Annotated in this window: 30 protein-coding genes; 12 read left to right on the forward strand and 18 right to left on the reverse strand. The window is 63.9% G+C overall.

The window, feature by feature from the left end; all coding sequences use genetic code 11:
• Positions 1-48 precede the first annotated feature (48 nt).
• The 3 genes from purE to ACR3FF_RS01680 form a co-directional block, all read right to left on the reverse strand.
• Positions 49-669, reverse strand: a complete 621-nt coding sequence (gene purE, locus ACR3FF_RS01670; protein ID WP_458185458.1) for a 5-(carboxyamino)imidazole ribonucleotide mutase — start codon at positions 667-669, stop codon at positions 49-51.
• A complete protein-coding gene (gene purK / locus ACR3FF_RS01675; RefSeq protein ID WP_458185460.1) occupies positions 666-1,841 on the reverse strand; it encodes a 5-(carboxyamino)imidazole ribonucleotide synthase in 1,176 nt (391 codons plus the stop codon). The genes purE and purK overlap by 4 nt, the downstream gene beginning before the upstream one ends.
• Positions 1,842-1,905: 64 nt before the next feature.
• Complete coding sequence (locus ACR3FF_RS01680) at positions 1,906-3,657, reverse strand: flippase activity-associated protein Agl23 (RefSeq protein ID WP_458185462.1); 1,752 nt, start codon at positions 3,655-3,657, stop codon at positions 1,906-1,908.
• 81 nt (positions 3,658-3,738) lie between these two features.
• Here ACR3FF_RS01680 and ribH point away from each other — a divergent pair, with 81 nt between their 5' ends.
• Both ribH and ACR3FF_RS01690 read left to right on the forward strand, forming a co-directional pair.
• Positions 3,739-4,140, forward strand: coding sequence for a 6,7-dimethyl-8-ribityllumazine synthase (gene ribH / locus ACR3FF_RS01685; protein WP_458185463.1), 402 nt, complete (start codon positions 3,739-3,741; stop codon positions 4,138-4,140).
• Positions 4,137-5,327: a pyridoxal phosphate-dependent aminotransferase gene (locus tag ACR3FF_RS01690; RefSeq protein ID WP_458185465.1), complete on the forward strand. Its 1,191-nt coding sequence runs from the start codon at positions 4,137-4,139 to the stop codon at positions 5,325-5,327. Before ribH ends, ACR3FF_RS01690 begins: the two co-directional genes overlap by 4 nt.
• Positions 5,328-5,416: 89 nt before the next feature.
• On the opposite strand, the gene ACR3FF_RS01695 is transcribed toward ACR3FF_RS01690, so the two are convergent.
• Positions 5,417-5,599, reverse strand: a complete 183-nt coding sequence (locus tag ACR3FF_RS01695; protein ID WP_458185467.1) for a hypothetical protein — start codon at positions 5,597-5,599, stop codon at positions 5,417-5,419.
• A gap of 10 nt (positions 5,600-5,609) precedes the next feature.
• A complete protein-coding gene (locus ACR3FF_RS01700) occupies positions 5,610-6,800 on the reverse strand; it encodes a threonine synthase (RefSeq protein ID WP_458185468.1) in 1,191 nt (396 codons plus the stop codon).
• 76 nt (positions 6,801-6,876) lie between these two features.
• Between ACR3FF_RS01700 and ACR3FF_RS01705 the strand changes: the two genes are divergently transcribed.
• On the forward strand, positions 6,877-7,413 hold the full coding sequence (locus ACR3FF_RS01705) for an NUDIX domain-containing protein (protein WP_458185469.1): 537 nt from the start codon (positions 6,877-6,879) through the stop codon (positions 7,411-7,413).
• Between the two features lie 123 nt (positions 7,414-7,536).
• Positions 7,537-8,793, forward strand: a complete 1,257-nt coding sequence (locus ACR3FF_RS01710) for an NAD(P)/FAD-dependent oxidoreductase (RefSeq protein ID WP_458185470.1) — start codon at positions 7,537-7,539, stop codon at positions 8,791-8,793.
• 12 nt (positions 8,794-8,805) lie between these two features.
• On the opposite strand, the gene ACR3FF_RS01715 is transcribed toward ACR3FF_RS01710, so the two are convergent.
• Both ACR3FF_RS01715 and artA read right to left on the reverse strand, forming a co-directional pair.
• Complete coding sequence (locus ACR3FF_RS01715; RefSeq protein ID WP_458185472.1) at positions 8,806-9,489, reverse strand: metallophosphoesterase; 684 nt, start codon at positions 9,487-9,489, stop codon at positions 8,806-8,808.
• Entirely contained in the window at positions 9,476-10,444 is a 969-nt protein-coding gene (artA, locus tag ACR3FF_RS01720) for an archaeosortase A (RefSeq protein WP_458185473.1), read from the reverse strand. Before artA ends, ACR3FF_RS01715 begins: the two co-directional genes overlap by 14 nt.
• A 106-nt stretch (positions 10,445-10,550) precedes the next feature.
• Between artA and ACR3FF_RS01725 the strand changes: the two genes are divergently transcribed.
• Positions 10,551-11,333, forward strand: coding sequence for a DUF7839 domain-containing protein (locus tag ACR3FF_RS01725; RefSeq protein WP_458185475.1), 783 nt, complete (start codon positions 10,551-10,553; stop codon positions 11,331-11,333).
• On the opposite strand, the gene ACR3FF_RS01730 is transcribed toward ACR3FF_RS01725, so the two are convergent.
• A complete protein-coding gene (locus tag ACR3FF_RS01730) occupies positions 11,326-11,889 on the reverse strand; it encodes a J domain-containing protein (protein ID WP_458185477.1) in 564 nt (187 codons plus the stop codon). The genes ACR3FF_RS01725 and ACR3FF_RS01730 overlap by 8 nt on opposite strands.
• A gap of 201 nt (positions 11,890-12,090) precedes the next feature.
• Between ACR3FF_RS01730 and ACR3FF_RS01735 the strand changes: the two genes are divergently transcribed.
• Positions 12,091-12,618 (forward strand): DUF7344 domain-containing protein, encoded by a 528-nt coding sequence (locus ACR3FF_RS01735; protein ID WP_458185479.1) that lies wholly within the window; start codon positions 12,091-12,093, stop codon positions 12,616-12,618.
• On the opposite strand, the gene ACR3FF_RS01740 is transcribed toward ACR3FF_RS01735, so the two are convergent.
• Genes ACR3FF_RS01740 through ACR3FF_RS01760 form a run of 5 tightly spaced genes read right to left on the reverse strand, consistent with a single transcriptional unit; the run spans position 12,615 to position 14,813 of the window.
• Positions 12,615-13,373 carry a proteasome assembly chaperone family protein gene (locus tag ACR3FF_RS01740; RefSeq protein WP_458185480.1) on the reverse strand — a complete coding sequence of 253 codons (759 nt, stop codon included), beginning with the start codon at positions 13,371-13,373 and terminating at the stop codon, positions 12,615-12,617. The two genes, ACR3FF_RS01735 and ACR3FF_RS01740, sit on opposite strands and share 4 nt — an antisense overlap.
• A gap of 5 nt (positions 13,374-13,378) precedes the next feature.
• On the reverse strand, positions 13,379-13,561 hold the full coding sequence (locus ACR3FF_RS01745) for an RNA-protein complex protein Nop10 (protein WP_458185482.1): 183 nt from the start codon (positions 13,559-13,561) through the stop codon (positions 13,379-13,381).
• On the reverse strand, positions 13,558-14,358 hold the full coding sequence (locus ACR3FF_RS01750; protein WP_458185484.1) for a translation initiation factor IF-2 subunit alpha: 801 nt from the start codon (positions 14,356-14,358) through the stop codon (positions 13,558-13,560). Before ACR3FF_RS01750 ends, ACR3FF_RS01745 begins: the two co-directional genes overlap by 4 nt.
• Complete coding sequence (locus ACR3FF_RS01755; RefSeq protein WP_458185486.1) at positions 14,355-14,528, reverse strand: 30S ribosomal protein S27e; 174 nt, start codon at positions 14,526-14,528, stop codon at positions 14,355-14,357. Before ACR3FF_RS01755 ends, ACR3FF_RS01750 begins: the two co-directional genes overlap by 4 nt.
• 3 nt (positions 14,529-14,531) lie before the next feature.
• The gene (locus ACR3FF_RS01760; RefSeq protein ID WP_458185487.1) at positions 14,532-14,813 is read right to left on the reverse strand and encodes a 50S ribosomal protein L44e; all 282 of its coding nucleotides are present in this window, start codon (positions 14,811-14,813) and stop codon (positions 14,532-14,534) included.
• Positions 14,814-15,010: 197 nt separating this feature from the next.
• Here ACR3FF_RS01760 and ACR3FF_RS01765 point away from each other — a divergent pair, with 197 nt between their 5' ends.
• From ACR3FF_RS01765 to ACR3FF_RS01775, 3 genes are all read left to right on the forward strand, one after another.
• Complete coding sequence (locus ACR3FF_RS01765; protein WP_458185489.1) at positions 15,011-15,280, forward strand: HAH_0734 family protein; 270 nt, start codon at positions 15,011-15,013, stop codon at positions 15,278-15,280.
• Positions 15,281-15,424: 144 nt separating this feature from the next.
• A complete protein-coding gene (locus ACR3FF_RS01770; RefSeq protein ID WP_458185491.1) occupies positions 15,425-16,591 on the forward strand; it encodes a thiolase C-terminal domain-containing protein in 1,167 nt (388 codons plus the stop codon).
• Positions 16,588-16,959, forward strand: coding sequence for a Zn-ribbon domain-containing OB-fold protein (locus tag ACR3FF_RS01775; RefSeq protein WP_458185493.1), 372 nt, complete (start codon positions 16,588-16,590; stop codon positions 16,957-16,959). Before ACR3FF_RS01770 ends, ACR3FF_RS01775 begins: the two co-directional genes overlap by 4 nt.
• Here ACR3FF_RS01775 and ACR3FF_RS01780 read toward each other — a convergent pair.
• From ACR3FF_RS01780 to ACR3FF_RS01790, 3 genes are read right to left on the reverse strand one after another with little or no spacing between them, the layout of a single operon-like run.
• Positions 16,936-17,874: an alpha/beta fold hydrolase gene (locus ACR3FF_RS01780; RefSeq protein WP_458185495.1), complete on the reverse strand. Its 939-nt coding sequence runs from the start codon at positions 17,872-17,874 to the stop codon at positions 16,936-16,938. The two genes, ACR3FF_RS01775 and ACR3FF_RS01780, sit on opposite strands and share 24 nt — an antisense overlap.
• A gap of 43 nt (positions 17,875-17,917) precedes the next feature.
• Entirely contained in the window at positions 17,918-18,916 is a 999-nt protein-coding gene (gene meaB, locus ACR3FF_RS01785; protein ID WP_458185497.1) for a methylmalonyl Co-A mutase-associated GTPase MeaB, read from the reverse strand.
• On the reverse strand, positions 18,913-19,329 hold the full coding sequence (locus ACR3FF_RS01790; RefSeq protein WP_458185499.1) for a cobalamin B12-binding domain-containing protein: 417 nt from the start codon (positions 19,327-19,329) through the stop codon (positions 18,913-18,915). Before ACR3FF_RS01790 ends, meaB begins: the two co-directional genes overlap by 4 nt.
• 219 nt (positions 19,330-19,548) lie before the next feature.
• Between ACR3FF_RS01790 and ACR3FF_RS01795 the strand changes: the two genes are divergently transcribed.
• Positions 19,549-20,154, forward strand: coding sequence for a DUF420 domain-containing protein (locus tag ACR3FF_RS01795; RefSeq protein WP_458185501.1), 606 nt, complete (start codon positions 19,549-19,551; stop codon positions 20,152-20,154).
• A 39-nt stretch (positions 20,155-20,193) separates the two neighbouring features.
• Entirely contained in the window at positions 20,194-20,727 is a 534-nt protein-coding gene (locus tag ACR3FF_RS01800) for a hypothetical protein (RefSeq protein ID WP_458185503.1), read from the forward strand.
• 48 nt (positions 20,728-20,775) lie between these two features.
• Here the strand turns inward: ACR3FF_RS01800 and ACR3FF_RS01805 are convergent, their stop codons facing one another.
• Together ACR3FF_RS01805 and ACR3FF_RS01810 are read right to left on the reverse strand one after the other, a co-directional pair.
• Positions 20,776-21,579 (reverse strand): ABC transporter permease, encoded by an 804-nt coding sequence (locus ACR3FF_RS01805; RefSeq protein ID WP_458185505.1) that lies wholly within the window; start codon positions 21,577-21,579, stop codon positions 20,776-20,778.
• A complete protein-coding gene (locus tag ACR3FF_RS01810) occupies positions 21,576-22,514 on the reverse strand; it encodes an ABC transporter ATP-binding protein (protein WP_458185506.1) in 939 nt (312 codons plus the stop codon). The genes ACR3FF_RS01805 and ACR3FF_RS01810 overlap by 4 nt, the downstream gene beginning before the upstream one ends.
• A 91-nt stretch (positions 22,515-22,605) precedes the next feature.
• Between ACR3FF_RS01810 and ACR3FF_RS01815 the strand changes: the two genes are divergently transcribed.
• Positions 22,606-23,661, forward strand: a complete 1,056-nt coding sequence (locus ACR3FF_RS01815) for a phosphotransferase family protein (RefSeq protein WP_458185508.1) — start codon at positions 22,606-22,608, stop codon at positions 23,659-23,661.
• The last annotated feature ends 4 nt before the right edge of the window (positions 23,662-23,665 follow it).

Here is a 23,665-nt window from a genome sequence, read left to right on the forward strand (position 1 = left end):
GAGAGAGTGGAATGTCCACGCCGCCAGAGTAGACAAAAAGAAGAGAGTTTACGTTCGGTCGCGGAACTGCGGTGTTCCCAGTTCGTGGAGACTGCGCGACACCTCTCCGACGTCCTGCTGGAGTTCGTCGTGGTACGCAACTAGTCGTTTCCGCAGTTCGTCGTGTTCACGCGCGAGCATCTGGACCGCCGAGAGGGCGGCGTTGAACGACTTGCCAGCGTCCACGGCAACGATGGGCGCACCGGTCGGCATCCCGATGACCGACGAGACGGATTTCTCCTGCACCGGAACGCCGACCACCGGAAGTGGATACGCGAGCGACGCGGTCATGTTGGGCAGGTCGGCCGACTTCCCACCCGCCCCGGCGACCACGACGTCCAGTCCACGGGCTTCGGCCGTCTTCGCGTAGGCGTACATCAGTTCCGGGGTGCGGTGGGCCGAGACGACGTAGGTTTCGAACGTGAATCGTGCGTCCGGTGGGTCGTCGTAGTCGGTCACCTCCTCGAACCCGAGTTCGGTGAGCGCGTCGTAGGCTCCCGACATCACGTCCAGGTCGGAGTCGCTTCCCATGACGATGCCCACCTCTGGCGTATCTTCGGGAGCGCGGTCACGTTCCGCTTCGGTTTCGAACTGTTCGACGAGTTCCTGGACTGATTCTGCGGTGGTCATTTGAAAGAAAGCGTATCGGTAAGCGAGCGTGCTTCGGCCAGCAAGTCGCTGGCGGACGATTCGTCGGCGGCAGATTCACCGACGGGCGGGTCGCCGACGAGCGTGACGTGTCCCATCTTCCGGAGGGGCCGAACCTCGCGCTTGCCGTACCAGTGAAACGACGCGCCGTGCGTGGCGAGGACGCGCTCGACGCCCGAGAGGTTGGCCGGCCGCGGGTCGTTCACGTCGCCGAGGACGTTCGAGAGCACGACGGGACTCCGGAGGTCGGTCGCACCGAGCGGGTAGCCGAGGACGCCCCGAACGTGCTGTTCGAACTGCGAGGTGAGCGTCCCCTCGATGGTGTAGTGGCCCGAGTTGTGCGGACGCGGGGCGATTTCGTTGACGGAAATTCTGCCATCTTCGTGTTCGAACAGTTCGATGCCGTACGCGCCGCGTCCCGACAGCACCGAGAGGGCGTCTCGCGCGACCGTCTCCGCCCGCTCTCGGACGCGCTCGGGGGCCCGTGCTGGAACGACCGTCTCACGGAGAATCTCCGCTTCGTGGACGTTCTCGCCGACGGGAAACGTCGCCACCTCGTCGTCGCCTTTCACGGCGATGACTGAGAGTTCGCGCTCGAAGGGGACGAACTCCTCGACCAGCAACTCGCCCGACAGCTCCGCGAGCACGTCGTCTATTTCCTCGGGGGATTCGACGGGGAGGTTCCCTCTGCCATCGTACCCGCCGCGCCGGGCTTTCACCATCATCGGGTAGCCAAACGCCTCGCCCGCATCGAGGAGGTCCTCACGGTCTTCGACGGCACGGAAGTCGGGGACTGGAATCCCGGCCTCGTGGAGCGTTCGGTTCTGAACGAGTTTGTCCTGAATCGTTCGGAGGGTGTCGGGGTCGGGATGTACCGGCACGTCGTACTCCTCGCCGACCGATTCGAGCAGGTCGGGGTCGGCGAGTTCTATCTCGAACGTCAGCGCGTCTGCCCGGTCGGCGAGTTCTCGAATCGCGTCCGGGTCGTCGAAGTCGCCGACGATCTGGTCGCGGGCGACGAGCGACGCCGGGCAGTCGGGCGTCGGGTCGACGACGACCAGTTCGACGCCGAGCGGGGCGGCCGCCTCCGCCAGCATCCGGCCGAGTTGCCCGCCGCCTACGACACCGAGCGTTGGCGGTGAAGCCGTAGTCATGTGGTCCGCTGGTTATCGCTGTGGGTGCATAAGATTTGCCAACCTGACCGAAGAATATACACGTTTATGCAGTCGCGTTCGCCCGCTGGAGCGCGCTCTTGTTGATGTACACCGTCGTCTCGCTCCCATAGAGCGTGAGTTCGTGGTCGTAGACGACGTACTCGCCCAGATACCGCTCCACGTCTGGTTTCTTCTCCGTCCGGGTGATGACGACCGGCGGTCGTCGTTGACCGAGCGATTCGTTGTTCAAGGTGCTGTCGACGCTCGCGTTCGCCATCTCCGTGTACCACGGCAGCGGCAGGCGATTGTACCAACTGTTCGCGGGAGGCCAGTAGTCGTTGTCACTCTCGTTGGGGACGTAGAAGATGTAGTCGCTGTTCTCGTTTACGTACCCGTAGTAGAGCACGTCCGTCCCCTCGTCGTTGGCCCGCGACACGGCCTGGACTTTCTCCAGCGTCGATTTGATTCCGGGTGCCGGTTGGCCGTACTGCACGAGGTCGTTTTCCTCCTGGCCGCCGAACAGGCCGGGAACGTGTTGGTCCTGTGGGTGCAGAAAGACCACGTTCACCGCCGGGAAGGCGACCTGGACGACGACGAGGAGCACGACGAGGGCGGCGGCAGCGGTCCCGAAATCGTCGTCGTCCTCGTACGCTTCTCGCCCCCACCGGTAGAGCAGGCCTGCACCGACCGCCGCCGGAATCGCGAGGGGAGCGACGACGTGAACCGTCGCCCACGGAGCCTTGATGTCCGTGACCAGGGGATAGCCGAGAATGCCGACCGCACCCCAGTAGAAGGCGAACGAGACGAGGTCGCGGGGGTGGTCGTTCACGTACCGGGCAGCGAGGAATCCGACGACTGCGAGAACGAGCAGTGCGAGCGCACCGAATTCGAGGACGCCGACGAAGTGCTCGAAGTAGGGGAGATAGGAGTGACCCTGGCTCTGTGCCCACTGGCCGGCGAACTCGTTCCACGACCCGACCGTCGCTTCCCCGACGACTGCGCCGAACATCGCCGGGTCGCCGAACGCTTTCCACAGTCCCGGCCCCTCGACGCCGCGCGCTCGTGGCGCGTAGAAGTAGACGACGATGACGAAGAATTCGACGAGGGCAACCAGGAGGTGTGGCGCGTACCGCGAGAGCCAGCGGCCAGTTCGGTTCGCGTGTTCGACGAACACGCCGGTCCACCCCCGTTCGTGGGTGCGCGCGAGAAACAGTCGGTGGTCGAGCAACAACACCGTCGCACCGAGCCACGAGAGAAGGTAGAGCAGCACGTTCTCTTTCGTCGTGAACCCGAGCGCGAGTGCGGCGGTTCCGGCGTAGAGGTACCGCACTCGTCCCGTCGCGTGCGCGCGGAGGAAAAATCCGAGGGCGAACAGCATGAACGCCGCGAGCAACACGTCGTTTCGCATGAACCGCGAGTAGTAGAGCAAGATGGGATTCACGGCGAAAAAGAGCGCCAGCGCCACCACCTCGGATTCGCGGAGGTGGTCGCGGTAGAGCCATGCCGCCAACGGGAGCAGTCCGGTGACGACCGCGACCGGCAACCGGGCCACGAAGTCACTCGCACCGACCAGTTCGAAGAGGACGCTGTTCACCTGCGGGAAAAACGGGCCGTGGATGATGGCGTGATACTCCCAGATACCGGTCTCCCGATAGCGGAGAATCCAGTACCCGACGCGAGCCTCGTCCCAGTGGGCGAACCGACTCCCGAGACGGAAGAGACGGAGCGCGAGCGCGAGTGCCGTGACGGCGAGGACCGCGGCGAGCCCCCGCCGCCCCGCCACCCAGCCGACCGGCCGTCGTTCGCCTGAACTCATTATTTTCTCTCAAGACGCAGGGGGGATACAAGCGTTGCGGAGAGCGGTAGTTCTTTTACTCGCGCTGGCCTCCCGCCTCACATGGTAACGCTCGGATTTGTCGTCGCGGATTTCAACGCGCCGATAACGGAGCAGATGGAGGCGTCGGCACGCGAGGCCGCCGAAAAAAGAGAGGCCGATATCGCGGAGACGATTCACGTCCCCGGTGCGTACGACACGCCGCTCGCGGCGGACAGACTCGCCCGACAAGAGGATATCGACGCCGTCGCGGTGCTCGGCGCGGTCATCACCGGTGACACCGACCACGACCAGGTCATCGCCACTGCCGCGACCCAGAAACTTTCGGACGTCAGCCTCGAACGGGACAAACCCGTCACGCTCGGCATCATCGGCCCGGGAATGTCGGCGGCGGAAGCCCGCGAACGAACCGACGCTGGCGCGCGGACGGTCGACGGCGCACTCGACCTCGTGGAGGCGCTATGAACTTCGCGGACCGCATCCAGCGCGTCGAACCGAGCGCGACCCTCGCCATCAGCAGTCTCGCATCGCAACTCGAAGCCGACGGCGTCGACGTCGTCGACCTGAGCGTCGGCGAACCCGACTTCGCCACGCCCGAGAACGTGGTCGAGGCCTGCGAGCAGGCGATGGAAGACGGCCACACCGGGTATCCGCCGTCGAAGGGGGTTCCGGAACTCCGTGAAGCCATCGCCACGAAGCTACGGGCGGACGGTCTCGAGTACCGCGCCGACAACGTCATCGTCACGCCCGGCGCGAAGCAGGCGCTCTACGAGACGGTCCAGACCGTCGTGGACGACGGCGACGAAGTCGTCCTCCTCGACCCGGCGTGGGTCTCCTACGAGGCGATGGTGAAACTCGCCGGTGGCGACCTGACGCGGGTCGACCTCGCGCCACACGACTTCCAACTCGAACCTGCCCTCTCCGACCTCGGGGACGCCATCTCCGACGAGACCGAACTGCTCGTCGTCAACTCGCCGTCGAATCCGACCGGGGCGGTGTACTCCGACGCCGCGCTCGAAGGCGTCCGTGACCTGGCGGTCGACCACGACGTGACCGTCATCAGCGACGAAATCTACGAGCAGATCACCTACGGCGTCGAGACGACCAGTCTCGCCACGCTCGACGGGATGTTCGAACGGACGGTCACGATAAACGGTTTCTCGAAAGCCTACTCGATGACCGGCTGGCGACTCGGCTATCTCGCGGCTCCGGAAGACCTCGTCTCGGAGGCGGCGAAACTCCACTCACACTCGGTTTCCTCGGCGACGAACTTCGTGCAGCGGGCGGGCGTCGAAGCACTGCAGAACACCGAACGCGAGGTCAGCGAGATGGTCGAGGCGTTCCACGAACGCCGTGACCGCCTCGTGGCCCTGCTGAACCAACACGACGTGGACATTCGAACGCCCGATGGAGCGTTCTATCTGATGTTACCCGTGACCGACGGCGAGACACAAAGCGCCTCGAAAGCGAGCGGTGACGAACCGCGAACCGACGACCAGCAGTGGTGTGAAGACGCACTCGAAGAGGCTCACGTCGCCACGGTGCCGGGAAGCGCGTTCGGCGCACCGGGTTACGCCCGGATTTCCTACGCCACGGACATCGACCGCATCAAGGAGGCAATCGAGCGACTGGTCGACGCAGGCTTCCTCTGAAGACGGGAGCGCTCGCTGCGACGGTTTTTCTGCGAGGTTCGTACAGTCGTGAGGCGGCAATCGAGGTGGTTTTGAGTCGGTCGGTTCTCTCAGTTCCGAACGACGTACCGATTCGCGATGTAGATGCCGATAGCGACGCCGACTGCCGGGGGAATCGACAGTTGGAGACTCGCTCGCAGACCGTATCCGAGCGCGAAAAGCGAGAGAAGAAACGTGAGGACGAACCCGGCGACGCCGAAGACGAGCGCCCTCTCAAGCGGTGAGGTGGACATACGTTTCGTCTCAGACGCCCTTGCCCATCAGATGGCTGCGGAGCACGTCGTCGTCCTTGTTGCCCGCGCCGGTGTTGAGCAACACCACGGTGTCGTCTTCGTCGAACTCCCCTCGCTGGGCGAGTTCCCACGCCCCGCTCGCGGCGGCGGCACAGGTCGCGCCCATCTCCAGCCCTTCCTGCTGGGCGACGGCGACGGCGGAATCGAGAATCTCCTCGTCGCTCGTCGCGACCACACCGCCGTCGCTCTCGCGGATGGCGTCCAGGATGAGCGGACTCGCGCCGGGGTCCGGAATCTCGATACCGCCACAGATGGTGTCGGGCGTCTCCCACGCTTCGTGTACCGACTTGCCCTCGTCCCACGCTTTCACGATGGGCGCACATCCGGTCGACTGGGCGGCGTACATGGCCGGGAGGTCGTCGGTGAGGCCCAACTCGCGGAACTCCTTTGCGGCCTTGTGCATCCCGACGAGTCCGACGCCGCCGCCGGTCGGGTAGACCACGGCGTCGGGGACCTCCCAGTCCATCTGTTCGGCGATCTCGTAGAACATCGTCTTCTTCCCCTCGTGACGGTAGGGCGTGACGAACGTCTGGACGGAGTACCAGTCCTCGTTGTCCATCGCGTCGGCGTAGGCCGCGCCAGCGTCGCCGATTCGGCCTTCGACGACGGTCATGTCGCCCCCGTGGACGTTCACCATCGCCTTGTTCGTGAATCCCGCGCGCGTCGGCAGGAAGACGTGCGAGGCGAGTCCGGCGCGCGCGGCGTAGGCCGCGGCGGCCTGCCCGGCGTTCCCGGCGGATGCGAGCGCCACGTCGCTCGCTCCGTGCTGTGTCGCCGCCGTCACCGCCATCGTCTGCCCGCGGTCTTTGAACGTCCCGGTCGGATTGCGCCCCTCGTCTTTGAACAGAACGCGCCCGACGCCCATCTCTTCGGCGAGGTTCGGACACTCGACCAGCGGCGTCGCACCTTCGTCCATCGTCACCGCCGAGTCCCGGGTGAACGGGAGCAGTTCGGCGTACTTCCACATCGTCTCGAACGGCCGGGATTCGAGGTCACGCCGCGAGAGTTCGATTTCGTCGTAGTCGTAGTCCGGGTCGAGGATGCCACCGCAGTTGGGACAGCGGTGGGTTCCCACCTCCGCGCCGAATGTCTCGTCGCAATCTAGACACGTCAGGCCGATGAAAGCGTCCGTCGTCTCCATAGTCGAACCTTCGTGGGCGGACACTAAGCACTGTTCATTCCTCAGCTTTTTTGTTCCTAGATGGTAACTGACAGTCATGCAACCAGACGCCGTCCGGCCGGAACTCGCGGAGCGCGCCGACAGTTTGCGCGCTTCGCTGACGGACCGGTGGGGCGACGTTCCCCACCGGATGCGCGACCCAATCCGGGTGCCGGAACACGAATTCCCGGAATCCCCGGACGACATCTTCCCGTGGGTCGCGGTCTGTTTCGTCGTGGACGACGGGCGGATTCTGCTGATACGGGATTCGGGCCACTCTCCCGCGTGGGAACCGGCAGGCGGGAAGGGAGAACCGGGAGAACGACCTGCCGAGACCGCCGAGCGCGAGACCCGAGAGGAGGCGGGAATCGACTGCGAGGTGACGGACTTGCGATTCACCGAAACGCTCCGATTCGACTACGGGAACTCGATTCTCGTACCGGTGTTGCAGGCCGGATTCGTCGCCCGGCGCGTGGGTGGTCGTGCGCTCGCACGCGAACCAAAAATAGAGAGAGCGGAGTGGTTTTCGCTGGGCGAACTGCCCGAGGGGACGCAGTTCCGCGAGGAGATTCGGTCACTACTGATCGAACGGTAGGTCTGGCTAAACGACCGTCGTTCGCCACTGGCCTATCTGAAAGTCAAACTGGCATCGACGTATGAAAAAACCCCACACGAGTTAGGCCAAGAAACGTTTAGGCGACACGAACGATTTTCGTACATGACAACCGTCATCGTCGTCGGAGCTGGACTCGCGGGACTGGTCGCAGCGCGACGGCTCGCTGAACTGGGAATCGACGTACGGCTATTCGAACGCGAGGACGACGTCGGCGGGCGAGTCCGCTCCCAACGGGAAGACGGCTTCGTCTTCGACAGGGGATTTCAGGTGCTCTTTACCGCCTACCCCGCCGCACGACGCGAACTCGACTACGACGACCTCGATTTGCGGTATTTCGCCCCCGGTGCGGTGTTGGCCCGTCCCGGCAGGCGGTCGGTGCTGGCCGACCCGTTCCGCGACCCACGCGCCCTGTTCGAGTCGGCGACGAACCGCGAGGTGCGTCTCGCCGACAAGGTGCGAGTCCTGGGACTCCGGCGCGAACTCGCCCGGAAGCCGAACCGCGAAATCTTCGCCGGGGACGACCGGACCATCGAGGAGTATCTTCGCGAGAAAGGATTTTCGGAGGCGTTCCGCGACCGCTTCGCCGGGCCGTTCTACGGCGGCATCACGCTCGACCGGTCGCTTTCCACGTCGAAGAAGGTGTTCGAGTTCACATTCAAGATGCTCTCGACTGGCCGAATCGCGATTCCGGCGGACGGGATGGGTGCGATTTCCGAGCAGTTGGCGGCGACGGCGCGGGAGGCGGGTGCGAGGATTCACTGCGGAGACGAGGTGTCGGCAGTCGAGTCGAGTGGTGACGAGGCGGCTATCGAAGTCGGCGGCGAGACGCTCTCCGCCGACGCGGTCGTCGTCGCGACCGACCCGCAATCCGCTCGCGAGTTGACCGGCGTCGAGTCGATTCCGACGGCGGCCCGTGGCTGTGTCACCCAGTACTTCGCGCACGCCGAGTCGCTCGACGCGGGAAAACGAATCGTGTTGAACGCGGCGGACGACGCGCCGAACGAAATCGTCCCGTTGTCCGCGGTCGCGCTCGAGTACGCACCCGACGACCGCGAACTGCTTTCCGCGACGTTCCTGGGCACGCCCGACCGGGGCGACGACGACCTCGCCGAGACGGTTCGAGAGACGCTTCGAGGGTGGTATCCCGAGCGAACGTTCTCGAACCTCGAACACCTGCACACCGACCGAGTCGAGTTCGCGCAGTTCGCCCAACCGCCTGGCATCTTCGATACCCTGCCGGACGCTCAAACCGGTCGAGGACGGGTCTACCTCGCTGGCGATTACACGGACGCCTCCTCGCTCAACGCCGCGATGGAGAGCGGGCGGAGGGCCGCCCGCGCGGTGTACGAGGACCTGTGACCGGTTCGTGGCTCACAACATCTCCCGAAACTGTCCGAGCGGCGGAAACCGGTACGTCTCGCCCGCGTCGTCGGAGACGATGGGGCGGAGTGGGTCCGAACTGGTGACGAACGGAGTCTGGAAGTCGTTCCCGCGCATGCCGTTGACGACGGTGCCGGTGGCGAGGCGGGTAAACGCCGGGAGGACTAACACGTCCGAGTCGCTGAAGGTGTTCGATCCCCAGAGGTAGCACGGTCGGCGTCTGCCTTCGATTTCGATGGCCGGGTGATCGTGGCCCACGACGTAGCGCGGTGCGTCTGTCGTGGGTTCCGCGTGACCGTGACAGACCAGCGTGTCGTCGGCGAGGCGGTACTCGTCACAGGCGTCGGTCAGTTCGTCGAGCATCGAATCGTGATTGCCCCGAACTGCGACGAGCGTCGCACCCGCTTCTTCGGCGAGCGTCCGGAGGTCTGCGAGGGTGTCCGGCACATCGTCGGGAATCCGGTCGAAGGCGTGGAGCACGTCGCCCGCGAGGACGACCTCGCTCGGAGCGAATCGGTCGAGCAGAGCGCCGAAGCGACTCGTCAGGTCGCGCCGTTCGCCGAGTGGGAACTCGATGCTGGAGGTGGCGTCTTTCCCAACGTGGAGGTCTGCGAGAACGAGCGCGTCTGCACCGGGGAGGTAGGCCGCCCGGTCGGCGAACTCAGCGTCCTCCATCGGCCCTGATGGTGCTCTCTTCACCCGGGATGGCATCGTCACTGCCGATGGCGTGGGAGAGGTCGTACTCCCGGCCAGTGACGAGGTACGCCACGTCCTCGATGACCGTCACCAGTTCCGGTAGGTCGCGGACGACGAGCCAAAGGATACCGACCAGCGCGACCACCGCGAGGAGTTGGCTGAGGACGCGGTCGGCGATGAAAAACGACACCATGCCGGGGTCGCTGTAGCCGACGAGACTGGTGATGGGGCCGACGAAGTACTGGAACCACTGGTTGCCGAAGGCCAGCGCGATGAAGACGTTGCGGACGACGTTCAGCGCCCAGATGATGGAGACGGCCAGTGCGAACGCTCGGAGTTTCCGGCGCATCGGTGCTTTCACGGCCGCGATGAGGCCGCCGAAGATGCTCATGCTCCCGATGCCGGTGCAGGCGAGGACGAGGTAGGTGTAGTAGGAGTGGCCCGTCTCGTCGGTGAAAATGAACGCACTGTGGTAGCCGTTCTCCTCGGCCGTGGTGAACTCGGGGTCGTACCCGAGCAGTTCGATGACGGCGTTCGTCTGGTAGCTCACCTGTTCGACCAGCCACTCTCGCAGGAACTCGACGCTCGAAAACGGGAGGTAGATGACGCCCATCGCCGCCACCGCCCGCGAGAGCACGAACAACGAGTCTCGACCCGAGTAGAGTTGATACCCTGCGTACACGCAGAGGGGCACCGCTGCGAGGCTGAGAGTTCCTTCCACGAAGCTCTTCATTTCGAAGGCGAACCGTGGGAAGAGGATGCCCCAGAACGCGCCGAACAGCACCCACGCTCCGGCTCCGACGGTGCGAGCAGTGTGGCGGTCGTACCGTTCGATGACGGCGGTTGCGACGAACGCCGTGACGACCAGCCAGGCGAGCACGTCGGGGAGCCACGCGGGTACGTCGAGGAAGGCTACGGGGAGCACGGCGGTCACTGTTCGACACTTGTCGTCCCGAAATATAGACCTGACGCTCGCTTTCGAGGTCAGAAAACGACGGGACACCGCTGGTATTTTTATCGCTCCCCCCGACAGTCGGGGCATGGCCGACGTGCTGGACGACAAACGCGCCGCGACCCGATTTCGCATCCTGGCCGAAATCGCCGACCGCCAACCGGCGGTGAGCCAGGGTGAGATAGCAGACGCCGTCGGCGTCACGAGCCAGGCAGTGAGCGAGTACATCCGGGGACTCGTAGACGACGAACTGGTGGAAAAGGAGGGTCGCTCGCGCTACAGCGTGACGAAAGAGGGCGTCGACTGGCTCTTGCAGTCCGCGACGGACGTTCGGCGGTTCGCAGACCACGTCACCGACGACATCCTCGGCAACGTCGGTGAGGACGCCGCGATAGCCACGACAGATATCGAAGCCGGGTCGCCGGTGACGCTGTCGCTACAGAACGGGTTGCTCCACGCCACGCCCGGAGACCAGGGACCAGCCACGGGCATCGCCACGACCGATGCAGCAGAGGGCGACGAAGTCGGCGTGACGGAGTTCGAAGGGATAATCGACCTCGACCCGGGACGCGTGACGGTGTACCAGATTCCCCCGGTTCGTTCCGGCGGGAGTCGAGCGGTCGATTCGAGCACACTGGCGGCGGCGTGCGAAGGAAGCGACGTGCTCGCCGCGACCGGTGTCGAGGCGGTCGTCGCGCTTCGCTCCGCAGGGGTCGAACCGAGCGTCACGTTCGCGGCCGGTGCGGTCGCTGCCGAGGCCGCAGAGCGTGGTCTGGACGTGGTTATCGTCGCAACCGGTGACAGCGTCGGGCGGGTGACGGACGCCCTCAGAGACGCTGGTGTCGCCTACGAAGTAGCGAACGTCAGTTAGCGCGCCGTTTCGCTGTCGTGTACGCCTCGCGGACGCGTTGGAACTCCTCGCGCGTTCCGCCGTGGTCCGGATGCGCGTCTTTGATTTTCTCCCGGTAGGCCGACTTTATCTCCGAGAGCGTCGCGCTAGTCGGGAGTCCGAGGATTGCGAACGCAGCCCGCGTTGTATCGACTTCCTCATCTTCCAACGTCGGTGTCTCGAAGGGGAGACGGTCGCCGAGATGGTACCCCGGCATCTCGTGTTCGACCAGGACGGCGTAGGTGTCCGATTTCTCGATGCGGAAGAAGGCTCGCGCGTCGAAGGTGATGGCGACGTCACGCTCGGGAAGATAGAACGCAACGTGCTGGCCCGCAACGAAGTGGTCTTCGGCGAAATCTTCTCCGATAGCGCGGAGATACTGGCGAATCTCCACTCGGCGTTTGCCCTCTCCGAAGACGTAGGTGGCGTTCGTCGCATTCGGGGTGGGGAACAGTCGCGACCCGGCGAGGAAGATGCCGGTGATGACGACCGCTGCCGCCACCGACAGCCAGAGGCCGACGACCAGCCACTCGGGCATGGTACTCTGGTAGGGTGTGAGTGATAAAGAAACTCCCGCCGAGAACGACGAACGTCTCCGTCGTCGGCAAACATGATTTTCGAGCTTCGTTTAATTATTCAATGTTTAATATTGGGAAACAATGGCAAACTTAATACCCGTCGGTTATGATGTATATGAGTAACGACTGCGAGGAACGGAAACCGTTGTCACCCATAGAACATGAGACTCAAACATCCGGAGAACGAAAGTGAACTCGACGAGAGTGAGATTCACAACGTTCTCCGTAACGACCGGCGACGCGAAACACTTCGATATCTAAGAGAGGTGGACGGGTCGCTTATGGTCGACGACCTGGCAGAGCACATCGCGGCGCTCGAAACCGGTGAGTCGCCACCCCCGCGAAACGTCCGAAAGAGCGTCTACGTCTCTCTCCACCAGACACACCTGCCGAAACTCGACGACCTCGGTATCGTCACGTACGACCAGCGCTCGAAAGAGCTCACGCTGGAAGACCGGGTCCGAGACGTCGAGGTCTACATGGAGGTCGTCGAAAAGAACGACGTGACGTGGGCGATGTACTATCTCGGCCTCGGCTTGCTCGAACTGGTCGTCCTCCTCGCGGTACAACTCGACCTCTTTTCGGTACAGATGATAAATTTCGAACGCTGTGTCTGGTTTTTCCTCGCGCTCTTCGTCGTCTCTGCAATCTATCAGATATACAGTGAACAGGCGCGGGCGCTGTTCTAACCGATGTACCTGAGGTCGTCGTCGGAGGGGACGGCGGCCTGCTGGGCCTCCATCTCCTCGATTTTGCCGACGACTTCCTCCATCTCCTCCGCTCGGTCTTCGAGCGACCCGAAGTCGACTTCGAAGCCGAGCACGTTCTGAAGGACTTCGAGAACGGCTTGCGAACTCTTCGGGTCGACGAGATAGCCACTCGTCTCACCCATCAAGCAGGCTGCGTCGATACCGCGACGGCCACCGAGGCCGAGCAAGAGACCGCTCGTGCCGACGATGCCGCCCGCCGGTTCGTCCTCGCGGAACTCGACTCCGGCCTCTTCGAGTTCGGAGACGAACTCCGTGTCCGTCGCTGCGCCCAACACGTCGTACTCTTCGATGAGTTCGCCGGTCGGCACGCCGCCGAGGGCGAACACGCGTTCGACGCCGAACTCCTCGGCGACGTCGAGGAACGCGTTCGTGAGCCGGTAGTGACCCACGTTGTCCTGTGCCTGATAGTCGCCGGACAACACGAGCACGTCCTGTCCGTCCAGCGTCAACGCGTGAAGTTCGACACAGACGAGTTCGGTGGTTCCGTCGTCGCCGACGCTCACTTGCGGCGGGAGATGCTCGGAGTACACCCTTCGAACGAGTTCGGATTCTTTCTCCTCTAAAAGATGCTCGGTGACGAGTTTCCCGACGTGACCGACACCCGGCAGTCCCTCGATGAGTACCGGCGTTTCCAACTCCGGATTGGCGACGATTTCGATATCAACTTCGTCCATGTGCCTTATTCGCGAGCGCGCCGCTTAAGAGCGCGTCGGTACTCTCCGTACGGGTCGTCGGGGTCGAACGGGGCCGGCGCGCTGTTCGTGGCATCTGCTCCGCAGGCTGGACACGTGGGAGAAAGAGTGTACACCGGGCGGTCGTGTTCCGTTTCCCACGCCGAACACACCCGGATGTCCGATTTCATTCGTCGTCGGTGTGTCGGTCGCGGTGGAAGTCGGCGGTGCCGCCGGTCTTCTCGATGGCCGCCCGGGCGCGGGCGACGCTCTCTTCGAGTTGCGCCTCGGCAGTCTTGTAGTTCGGTGCCTTGACCCGGATTCGATACTCGGGTGCGCCGACGTACGTCACGTCGAGTTCGATTTCCTCGGGGATGTCACCGTTCCCTTCGGCGGCTTTCAGCGCCTCTTTGATGGCGTCGACGCCGTCTTTGTTCGGATTGCGGAGGTCGACGTAGCCGGTGACGTTGACGTAGGGCACCGAGACGTTCTCGCGTGCCGTCTCGACCAGCGAGTCGACCTCTTCGTCGGTGAGGTTGGTGGGTGTGAGAACGTCCGGGCCGTGGATGGCCGCCTGTTCGAAGCCGTCGTAGATGCTCCCGAACTCGGCGAGCAGTTCGTTGGCGACGTGCGTGTACTGCTCGTCGGTCATCTCCTCGCCGAACGCGAGCGCGAGCCACTTGTCGGCTTTCTGCTCGTTCTTCCAGTCCTGAATCTTCTCGCTGCGCTGGTGCTCGTTGACGTCTTTCAACGAGAGGTCGATCTGCTGTGAGCCCTCGTCGACGTCGAGCACTTTACAGACGACCGTCTGGCCCTCGTTGACGTGGTCGCGGACGTTCTTTATCCATCCACTGGCGACTTCGCTGACGTGGATGAGACCCCGTTTTTCCTCATACTCTTCGAGGTCGATGAACACCCCGAAGTCCTCGATTTCGTCTACCTTTCCGACAACGAGTTCGCCGGGATCGGGCCAGCCACTGTATTTCATCGGGATTGGATCGTCTCTACGACTTCGCCGTCTATTTCAGCCTTGCCGCCGCTCGGCGAGGCGAGGCGGTGCCCGCAAACGACGCAGTTGACCTCGCTTGCGGCTTTTCCGAAGACGGTCTGTTCGTTCTCGCAGTCCGGACACTGGACGGTGTAGAAGTTTCCTGCCATGTGTTACTCCTGGAATTCGAGTCGGCCTGCGCGCCATCCCTCGCGGAGATGTGCCTTGCCGCACTCGCTGCAGCGGTATTTGAGGTCGGTTTTCTTCGTCGGTTTGTCCCCACCGGGAACTTTCGAGAAACCACCGGCGTTACCGATGACGGCTTTGCCGCGTTTCTGCTGGCGGGCGTCCCACTTCATACCCGTCCGGCGTCCGGTGCGAACCTTCTCGACTTCGTGTTCGTGGTGTGCGTGACAGTGCGGACAGTACGTGTTAAAGCGTCGTGGCATCTGCATAGATATCGACCTTACGGACGAGTTGCGTCCCGGTGCTTAAAACCCGTTTGGTTTCGAGTCTGACGACACGAGCGACACCGGCCGACGCGTGAGACGATGTGCGATTCCGGCAGACGACCGAGACCCACGACTCCACTCGGCACGGCGGCGTGATACCCTTCGAAGCGCTTAATTGACCGCCTTCCGAATCGCCGGGTATGAAGCGGCTCATCATTCACGGGAATCCCGGCATCCGGAAGAACGCCATCATCGAGTACGACGGTGGCGAACGCGTCTGTTTCTCCGTCACGCGACAGGGCGACTGGCACGGGCCGGATGAACCACAGCTCTGGTGTGTCATCGGCACCGAGGACGAACGCGACGATTTCGAGACGCGAAACTACGTGCCCCACTGGCTCGACACCGAAGCCATCGACGCCGACGACGTGGAAGTCGTCAAGCACGCCGACGACCTCGCAGTGTCGTAATCGACAAACCACCTCTCCGTCTCTTTCTCGCGTCTCGTCTTCGGGAGTCCGCCGGTAGCTCTGTCGGACGGGCCAGTAACGACGAGTCCGCTCGCGAAATCGAAAGGAGTGGCTTTCTTAACTTCGCCTCCCGTAGGTACCGCTATGACAGGCGTTCGGATTGCGGGAGTCGGGTTGACCCACTTCGGGAAGCATCCCGAGCGAACCGGGAGAGACCTCTTCGCGGAAGCGAGCGAGAGCGCGTTCGCCGACTGCGAGGTGTCCCGCGACGACATTGAGGCGCTCTACTACGGCAACTTCATGGGCGAGTTGGCCGAACACCAGGGCCACCAGGGACCGCTGATGGCCGAGGCCGCCGGGGTTCGCGCGCCCGCCACGCGATACGAGAGCGCGTGTGCGTCCAGCGGCGTGGCGATTCGACAGGCCGTCAAAGACGTTCGAAACGGCGAGGCAGACGCACTCCTCGTCGGCGGGGCAGAGCGCATGAACAACCTCGGAACCGCCGGAACGACCGAGGCTCTCGCCATTGCGGCGGACGACCTCTACGAAGTTCGGGGCGGCATGACGTTCCCCGGTGCCTACGCGCTGATGGCCCGCGCGTACTTCGACCAGTTCGGCGGGTCGCGCGAGGACCTGGCCGAGATCGCGGTCAAGAACCACGAGCACGCCCTGCCGAACGAACACGCTCAGTTCCAGCGTGAAATCACCGTCGAACAGGCGCTCGACGCCCCGATGATCGCCGAACCGCTGGGGCTGTTCGACGCCTGCCCCATCACGGACGGCGCGGCCGCCGCCGTGCTCGTGAGCGACGAGTTCGCAGAGAAACACGGCCTCGACGCGACAGTGTCGATTACGGGAACCGGGCAGGGCGGCGACCGGATGGCACTCCAGGGGAGAAATCACCTCGCTCGCTCGCCGGCCGCCGAGGAGGCCGCCGAGGAAGCCTACGCGGACGCTGGCGTCGACGCGACGGCGGTGGACGTAGCCGAAGTCCACGACTGTTTCACCATCGCCGAGGTGCTAGCGCTCGAAGCCCTCGACTTCTACGCGCCCGGCGAAGGTATCGGTGCGGCGCGACGCGGTGAGACGACTCGTGACGGCGAGCGTCCGGTCAACCTCTCCGGCGGCCTGAAGGCGAAAGGTCACCCAGTGGGAGCGACCGGGACGAGCCAGATCGTCGAACTGACGCGTCTCCTGCGTGGCGACCACCCCAACAGCGACGCCGTGCCGGACGCGAAAACGGGCGTCGCTCACAACGCAGGTGGGACGGTCGCCAGTGCGACCGTCCACGTGCTGGAGGTGAGAGAATGAACGAGTACTCGAACGAAGGCTACGACGAGTGGCTAGCGGCCATCGCGGACGGTGAGGCCTACTACCTCGAATGCGAGAACGGTCACGGGTCGCTCCCACCGCGTCGTATCTGTCCCGAGTGCGGTGTGAGCGACCTCGAAGAGACGCCACTCCCCGAGACGGGTGAGATAGAGACCTACACCGTGGTCCACGTGCCAGCACCGTCGTTCGCAGACGACGCACCGTACACGACTGCCGTCGTCGACTTCGGTCCGGTGCGACTGACCGGCGTGGCAGACGACGACGTCGAAGTCGGGACGCGAGTCTCGGCCACGGTCGGGACGACCGAGACGACCGGAGAACGGCTACTGCGGTTCGAGCGGCGTTAGTTCGTCGAACAGCACTTCCAGGAACGGACCGGGGTGTTCGACGTGCGGCAGGAGGCGCGCTTCGTCGAACACGACCAGACGCGTATCTCCTTCGTCTGCGAGCTTTTGGCCGTCATCGAGCGGCGTGACCTTCGCTTCTCGTCCCCAGACGAGCGTCACCGGTACGTCCACCTTCGCCAGTTCGTCGCCGAGGTCGACGTCCGGGTCGAGGTAGCCCGAGACGAACGCCGCGGGGGCGAATCGAGCACCCGGTTGGTGGGCGGTCTGCCACTCGAACTCCACGTCTCGCTCGGTGTAAGACGCCTCGCTGAAGTAGCCGTCGCGCTCGTTGAACCGTCGAATCGACCGTTTGCTGGCGAGAGCGTTGAACAGTGCGGTGCCGACGACCGGCGAGCGCACGAGCGCCCGAAGCCATCTGCGACGTGGCCCGGTGTCGGCGGTCGGGCAGATGAGCTCCAGTCGCGAGAACGTTCCCGTCTCGGTCTGTGCGAGCGTCGCGTACGCCCCCGTCAACGACGATGCGAGACAGATGGCGTCGTTGGTCATGTCTTCGGCGAAGTCCACGACGAAGGCCGTGTACAGCCGTGCCGAGTAGTCGACCGGTGGGCGCGACGAGCGACCAAATCCGGGGAGGTCCGGCGCGACGACATGGTACCGTTTCGAGAGGTGCTCGAAAATCTGGGCGAACTCCCGGTTCGAGGCGGCGGCGTGAACGCCGTGCAGGAGGAGTACGTCGGGGTCCTCGGGGTCGCCTGCCTCGGTGAACGCCACGTCGAACCCCCGCCAGCGGTAGGTTCCCTGGTGACCGTCCAGTGGCGGGTCGAGTGATTCTGCGCGTCGTTTCAGCGTTCGGTTGGCGAGCGCGGTGATTCCCAGTCCACCCGCGGTGGCTGTTGCAAGTCTGCGGAGTTTCATATGGTAAAGAGTGATTCGGATGCGTTTATCCGTTGTGCCAAAATCAGTCGTCGACGCAGTCTGCTATCGGAGCGATTACCTCTTCTGCCACGGCGTAGGGGTCGGTGTCGCGTTGGAGGACGGCCTCGACCAGTTCCGCCATACCGCCCCGTGCGTCGATTTCGTCCGCGACGAGGTCGTTTGCGTCCTCCCGCAGGAGGGCGCGAATCTCCTCGGCGTAGCGCGTCCGTGCTTTCGCTTCCAGCATTCCGGTCTCTTCGAGCGTCGCGTGGTGTTCGTCCAGGAGTTCGACGAACTCGACGACACCCTCGCCGTCCTTGGCGACGGTCTCGACGACACGCGGCTTCCACTCGTAGCCTTCGACGCCCGCCGCGAATTCGGGGGTCGGCTGGTGGTCGCGCATCTCTATCATCTCCTTGAGTTCGGAGACGGCACGGTCTGCGCCCGGGAGGTCTGCCTTGTTCACCACGAACACGTCGCCGATTTCGAGGATGCCGGCTTTGAGCATCTGGACGGTGTCGCCGCTCTCGGGCGGCACCAGCACCGCGACCGTATCGGCGGTTTTCACGATGTCGATTTCGTTCTGTCCCGCGCCGACCGTCTCGACGATTATCTTGTCCTTGCCGAAGGCGTCGAGTGCTTTCACGGCGTCCGTCGTCGCGGTGGAGAGGCCACCGAGACTGCCGCGTGCGCTCATTGACCGGAAGAAAACGTCCATGTCACCGACGTTGCTCGCCATCCGGATGCGGTCGCCGAGGACCGCACCCCCCGTAAAGGGTGAGGAGGGGTCGATAGCGATGACGCCGACCGTCTCGCCGCGTTCCCGGTAGTAGTTCGCCACCTTGTCCACGAGCGTCGATTTGCCAGCGCCGGGGCTCCCCGTGATGCCGATGACCTCGGCGTGGCCCGTGTGGGCGTGGAGTTCCGAGACGAGGTCTCGGTGGCCGGGGTCGCGGTTCTCGATTTTCGTGATGACACGCGCCAGCGCCCGGTGTTTTCCGGCGAGGAGGTCCGAGAGTAAATCTTCGTGCTTCGCGCTCATCGTTCGGGCGCGTTTTCACGGACGAACTGGATAGTCTCTTCCATCGGCGTGCCCGGCCCGAACACTTCGGCGACGCCGAGTTTCTTGAGTTCCTCCTTGTCGTCGTCCGGTACGACGCCGCCGACGAGGATGAGAGTGTCCTCGAACGCGTCGTACTCTTTGAGTCCGTCGATGACTTTCGGGACGAGGGTGTTGTGCGCTCCGGAGAGAATCGAGATACCGAGGACGTTGACGTCCTCCTGTACGGCCGCCTGAACGATTTCGTCGGGTGCGTTGTGGAGGCCGGAGTAGACGACTTCGAACCCTGCGTCGCGGAAGGCGCGGGCGATGACGTGCGCGCCGCGGTCGTGACCGTCGAGGCCGACCTTCGCGACGAGGCATCGAATCGACTGCTGTTCCTGATCTGCGCTCATACGACACAGTTCCCGGTGTTCGGGTTTCACTTTAACGGAAATACGTGTGAAATCCCAGTTGCTAAAACGCAAGTCAAATTGAAGAACGGCCAGGAAAACGAGGTTTTCACCAGTTCGACAAATTACCGCGATACGTCAGTTACAGCAGCGTCGACTGCAGCACGGACGAACCGAAGGGAAAGCGAAGCCACCTTACCACATCGCTCCTAACCCCAGCGCATGGCTACGACGACCGCTCGACAGCGTGCTCGGGAGAGTCCCGCGAAGGTGACGGCGGTGCTCTCGGCGGTCGGGTACGTGCTCGTCCTGGGAACGTTCGCGGGCGTCATCCCGATATACCCGAAAATCAGCATCGGAACGGTCAACCTGCTCTCGGACGCCATCGCAGTCGTCAACAGCGTGGCGACGACGTCGCTCGTCCTCGGGTGGTACTGGATTCGCAAGGGCGAGGTCGGGAAACACCGCGGTGCGATGCTGACCGCGTTCAGCCTCATCCTCGTCTTCCTCGTGCTCTATCTCACGAAGATAGGCGGCGGCGGTGAGAAACATATCGTCGGTGCGACGGGTGCCATCTACTACGCCTACCTCGCCATGTTGGCGATACACATCGTCCTCTCGGTCGTCTCCGTTCCGGTCGTCCTGTACGCGCTCGTGCTCGGGCTCACGCACACGCCCGCCGAACTGCGGAACACGAAACACGCGAGAGTCGGCCGAATCGCGGCGTCAGCGTGGATTCTCTCGCTCACGCTCGGGGTGGTCACCTACGTCCTGCTCAACCACGTCTACGAGTGGGAGTACGTGGCCACGTTTCTCCTGCCAGTCTGACGCGTACGTTTAAATCGAACGACGGTGTAATCTCGCTCGATGCGTGACGAGTGGAGCGTTCGAACCGAACGAGGCTCCTTTTCGGTGCGTGACGGTCGACTACAGGTTCGGACGATCCCGAGGAGCGTCCTCGGCGGAATACACCGCCAGAAGTGGCGGTATGCGAGTGCGAAACGACGCGGTCTGTTCCTCGTCTCGATACTCGCTACCGTGACGGGAGTTCGAAGCCTGACGAACACCGCGTTGAGCGGCGGGCCGGACAATTTGCTTTCGTACGCGCTCCTCTCGTGTGGACTCGCGTTCGTCGCGCTCGCGTTCTTGAACGACGTGCGAAGCCGTAACATGGCGATACCGACCCGCGACGTCTCGGCCGTCGAACGGAGTACCGACGACCCGGCCCTCGACGTGACGTACACCGAAGCCGGTACCGTCGAAACGACCGAAATCGAGTTTCCCTCCGAATCGCACGTCGAGAAAGCGGTCGAGCAGCTTCGCTACGATGGAATTCGCGTCGCTGAGAAGGAGAACGAATCCGCCATCGACGAGACGATGACGGCGACCCGCTCGCAGTAGTCCGATGGAACCGGGGCGACGTACGGCGAAAGCGGGTGGTGAAATCGGCTAGTCCGTCTGTGGAATCGCCCGCGCGCCGGCGACGAAGAACGCCACCGCGAGCACCGCGAGCACCGCGAGGTTGGCTTCCCACCCGGCGAGCGGACTCTGTTGCCCGACGACGACGGTGATGGTGGGCGGGTCGTAGGTCAACTCCCGCACGCCGCGAGCGAAGTAGGTCAGTGGCGAGAGGTTCATCACCGGTCTGAACCACGCAGGCAGCAGGTCCGGCGTGACGAACGTATCGGAGAGGAACAACAGCGGAAGCGCGATTGCGTTACTGGCGGCGATGACGCCGTCCTGTGACCCCGCGTAACTTCCGAGGAGTGCGCCCACGCCGCAGAACAGCGCGACTGCGAGCGCGACGAAGACGGCGACCAGCGGCAACACGGCGAACGCGACGCTCGCGTTCGAAACGAGTGCCATCAACACGAGGATGATGAGACCCGCCAGACCGATGATGACGACGTTGACGAGGGTGTGTGCGAGTAACCACTCCGCGCGCGTGAGCGGCGTCGTCGCGAGCTTCTCGTAGCGGTTGGACTCGCGGTGGCGAGAGACGGAACTACCCACGCGCGAGAGCGGCGTGAACAGGACGACGACGGCTAGGTAGCCAGGCAGGTAGTAGGCCGATGGCTCCGCGAAGAGACCGCCACCTCCCCCACCCTCGCCAGGGTTCGTCTGCACCAACACCGCGAAGATGAGGATGAGGATGACGGGGAAAAAGAACGTGAAGAAGACCGCCGTTCGTCGCCGGAGGAACGACCGCCACGCCGCGCCCGCCTCCGCCCGCACTCGCCCGGCCGCAGTCATCGGTCGCCTCCTGCGAGAGCAGTCTGTTCGGCGTACTGCGTGGTTTCCGAGCCGAGCGCCGCCCCCGTCAGTCGGAGGTAGACGTCCTCCAGGTCGGGTTCGGTCCACGTCAGCGCCTCGTACTCGACGTCGCGGTCGTTCAACTCCGTGACGACCCGTCCGATGTCCGCCGGCGTGACGCCGTCGAAGACGAGACCCGTTTCGGTCTCCTCGACGGTGAAGCCGGTATCGACCGCAGAGCGCGGCGCGGTCGTCTCCACGACGAGTCGGCTCTCGCCGCCGTGGTCTGCGACGAGCGATTCCGGCGTGCCGACGGCGACGAGTTCGCCGTCGGCGAGCAGTCCGACGCGGTCGGCGAGCCGTTCGGCCTCGGCCATGTAGTGTGTCGTCAGGAAAACCGTCGTTCCACCCTCGGCCAGGTCGTCCACCAGCGACCAGAGCGCGCGCCGTCCCGCGGGGTCGATTCCCACCGTCGGTTCGTCGAGAAAGAGCACGTCGGGGTCGTTGACGAGCGTCGCCGCCACGCACGCGCGGCGCTGTTGCCCACCCGAGAGGTTCTCGTACCACGTCTCGCCGGTGTCGGCCAGGCCCACCTCCGCGAGGGCTTCGTCGGGGTCGGTGGCGTCGTCGTACAGCCCCGCGTAGTACTGGACGAGTTCGCGCGCCGAGAGACGTGCGGGCGGGTCGAACGATTGGGGAAGCAGGCCGACCCGCGATTTGTCGACGCTCGCGGGCGTCGTGCCGAGCACGGACGCGCTTCCTTCGTCGGGAGTGGTCGTGCCAGTGAGCGACCGAACGAGCGTCGTCTTCCCCGCGCCGTTCGGGCCGATGAGCGCGAACACCTCGCCCTCGTCGACAGAGAGCGAGACGCCATCGAGCGCCACGGTGTCGCCGTATCGCTTTCGAAGGTTCTCGGCGACGAGCGTGTCAGTCATGCTCGAAGCTACCCCTCGTTCGCAGGTAAGCGGTTCGATTCGGTATCCCAGAAAGTATTTCAGGAAACCCTCGCATCGAGGGGACGTGTCAATGAGTGGGGAAAGGTCTTCCGCAGAGGGCACGACGGGTGAGTACCAGCGAGCAGTGCGAGCGGTCACGGAGACGTTTCCGGACGCAACCGTCACCGAAGTGAGTCCGTTCGACAGGGGAAAAAACGAGGTGTACTCGCTTCGCATCGAGCGCGATTCGACCCGAAGGGAGGCCGTCCTGAAAATCGGAACCGCCACAGACGACGCCGCGTTTCGCGTGGAACCAGACTTGCTGCGACTCGTCGCACGTCGAACGTCGATTCCGGTACCGCGCGTCCTCGGTTCTGACTCTGGGGAGGTTCTCGGCGTCCCGTTTTTCATCATGGAGCGCGTCGATGGCGTGAACCTCGAACTGCGACCGGACGAGCTCCCACCGGACGTGCTCGAACGGGTCTGTTTCGAGGCGGGAGTGCATCTCGGCGAGCTGCATGCCGCGTTCGATTTCGACGCTTTCGGCCCGGTTCGCCGGGACAAAAGCGGAACGGTTCACGTCGCGTCGGAATTCGATAGCTGGCCAGAACTGTTCGAAACAGCGGTGAAAGCGAACGCCGACCAGCTCACAGAAACGCGATTTTCCGACCTCGTCCCACGGCTCAAATCCTTAGCAGAAACGGCCAGCAGCCGGCTCGATGGCGAGTTCGACCCCGTTCTCATGCATCACGATTACCGACTCGCGAACCTCCTGCTCGATTCCGACGCAGTAGCCGGAAACTGGGACGGCGGCACGGTCACGAACGCGGTTCTGGATTGGGGCGAACCGGCGACTGGCCACGCGGAGTACGAACTCGTACAGACCGAGGCGGTGCTGACGAACAGACCGGAACTACAGGAATCCCGACAGAAACGTCTCCGCGAGCGGTTGTACGAGGGGTACAATCGGACGAACTCGCTCGCCCGCGATGGGAGGTTTTCCGACCGTCGCCACTGCTATCGACTGTCTACCCTCGTCCGACTGATGAAGAATTTCGAGACCATAGCGGAAATCAGCGACGCCGACCCGGCCGTCCGCGCCGAGGAACACCGACGAACGCTCGAATCGTGGGGCGAGTCGTCGTAACCTC

Source organism: Haladaptatus ordinarius, from assembly GCF_054177595.1.

What these genes read in the sequence shown, in the direction of transcription:
- purE (WP_458185458.1), bottom strand. Translation starts at nt 669, where the DNA reads ATGACCACCGCAGAATCAGTCCAGGAACTCGTCGAACAGTTCGAAACC.
- purK (WP_458185460.1), bottom strand. Translation starts at nt 1,841, where the DNA reads ATGACTACGGCTTCACCGCCAACGCTCGGTGTCGTAGGCGGCGGGCAA.
- ACR3FF_RS01680 (WP_458185462.1), bottom strand. Translation starts at nt 3,657, where the DNA reads ATGAGTTCAGGCGAACGACGGCCGGTCGGCTGGGTGGCGGGGCGGCGG.
- ribH (WP_458185463.1), top strand. Translation starts at nt 3,739, where the DNA reads ATGGTAACGCTCGGATTTGTCGTCGCGGATTTCAACGCGCCGATAACG.
- ACR3FF_RS01690 (WP_458185465.1), top strand. Translation starts at nt 4,137, where the DNA reads ATGAACTTCGCGGACCGCATCCAGCGCGTCGAACCGAGCGCGACCCTC.
- ACR3FF_RS01695 (WP_458185467.1), bottom strand. Translation starts at nt 5,599, where the DNA reads ATGTCCACCTCACCGCTTGAGAGGGCGCTCGTCTTCGGCGTCGCCGGG.
- ACR3FF_RS01700 (WP_458185468.1), bottom strand. Translation starts at nt 6,800, where the DNA reads ATGGAGACGACGGACGCTTTCATCGGCCTGACGTGTCTAGATTGCGAC.
- ACR3FF_RS01705 (WP_458185469.1), top strand. Translation starts at nt 6,877, where the DNA reads ATGCAACCAGACGCCGTCCGGCCGGAACTCGCGGAGCGCGCCGACAGT.
- ACR3FF_RS01710 (WP_458185470.1), top strand. Translation starts at nt 7,537, where the DNA reads ATGACAACCGTCATCGTCGTCGGAGCTGGACTCGCGGGACTGGTCGCA.
- ACR3FF_RS01715 (WP_458185472.1), bottom strand. Translation starts at nt 9,489, where the DNA reads ATGGAGGACGCTGAGTTCGCCGACCGGGCGGCCTACCTCCCCGGTGCA.
- ACR3FF_RS01725 (WP_458185475.1), top strand. Translation starts at nt 10,551, where the DNA reads ATGGCCGACGTGCTGGACGACAAACGCGCCGCGACCCGATTTCGCATC.
- ACR3FF_RS01730 (WP_458185477.1), bottom strand. Translation starts at nt 11,889, where the DNA reads ATGCCCGAGTGGCTGGTCGTCGGCCTCTGGCTGTCGGTGGCGGCAGCG.
- ACR3FF_RS01735 (WP_458185479.1), top strand. Translation starts at nt 12,091, where the DNA reads ATGAGACTCAAACATCCGGAGAACGAAAGTGAACTCGACGAGAGTGAG.
- ACR3FF_RS01740 (WP_458185480.1), bottom strand. Translation starts at nt 13,373, where the DNA reads ATGGACGAAGTTGATATCGAAATCGTCGCCAATCCGGAGTTGGAAACG.
- ACR3FF_RS01745 (WP_458185482.1), bottom strand. Translation starts at nt 13,561, where the DNA reads ATGAAATCGGACATCCGGGTGTGTTCGGCGTGGGAAACGGAACACGAC.
- ACR3FF_RS01750 (WP_458185484.1), bottom strand. Translation starts at nt 14,358, where the DNA reads ATGAAATACAGTGGCTGGCCCGATCCCGGCGAACTCGTTGTCGGAAAG.
- ACR3FF_RS01755 (WP_458185486.1), bottom strand. Translation starts at nt 14,528, where the DNA reads ATGGCAGGAAACTTCTACACCGTCCAGTGTCCGGACTGCGAGAACGAA.
- ACR3FF_RS01760 (WP_458185487.1), bottom strand. Translation starts at nt 14,813, where the DNA reads ATGCAGATGCCACGACGCTTTAACACGTACTGTCCGCACTGTCACGCA.
- ACR3FF_RS01765 (WP_458185489.1), top strand. Translation starts at nt 15,011, where the DNA reads ATGAAGCGGCTCATCATTCACGGGAATCCCGGCATCCGGAAGAACGCC.
- ACR3FF_RS01770 (WP_458185491.1), top strand. Translation starts at nt 15,425, where the DNA reads ATGACAGGCGTTCGGATTGCGGGAGTCGGGTTGACCCACTTCGGGAAG.
- ACR3FF_RS01775 (WP_458185493.1), top strand. Translation starts at nt 16,588, where the DNA reads ATGAACGAGTACTCGAACGAAGGCTACGACGAGTGGCTAGCGGCCATC.
- ACR3FF_RS01780 (WP_458185495.1), bottom strand. Translation starts at nt 17,874, where the DNA reads ATGAAACTCCGCAGACTTGCAACAGCCACCGCGGGTGGACTGGGAATC.
- meaB (WP_458185497.1), bottom strand. Translation starts at nt 18,916, where the DNA reads ATGAGCGCGAAGCACGAAGATTTACTCTCGGACCTCCTCGCCGGAAAA.
- ACR3FF_RS01790 (WP_458185499.1), bottom strand. Translation starts at nt 19,329, where the DNA reads ATGAGCGCAGATCAGGAACAGCAGTCGATTCGATGCCTCGTCGCGAAG.
- ACR3FF_RS01795 (WP_458185501.1), top strand. Translation starts at nt 19,549, where the DNA reads ATGGCTACGACGACCGCTCGACAGCGTGCTCGGGAGAGTCCCGCGAAG.
- ACR3FF_RS01800 (WP_458185503.1), top strand. Translation starts at nt 20,194, where the DNA reads ATGCGTGACGAGTGGAGCGTTCGAACCGAACGAGGCTCCTTTTCGGTG.
- ACR3FF_RS01805 (WP_458185505.1), bottom strand. Translation starts at nt 21,579, where the DNA reads ATGACTGCGGCCGGGCGAGTGCGGGCGGAGGCGGGCGCGGCGTGGCGG.
- ACR3FF_RS01810 (WP_458185506.1), bottom strand. Translation starts at nt 22,514, where the DNA reads ATGACTGACACGCTCGTCGCCGAGAACCTTCGAAAGCGATACGGCGAC.
- ACR3FF_RS01815 (WP_458185508.1), top strand. Translation starts at nt 22,606, where the DNA reads ATGAGTGGGGAAAGGTCTTCCGCAGAGGGCACGACGGGTGAGTACCAG.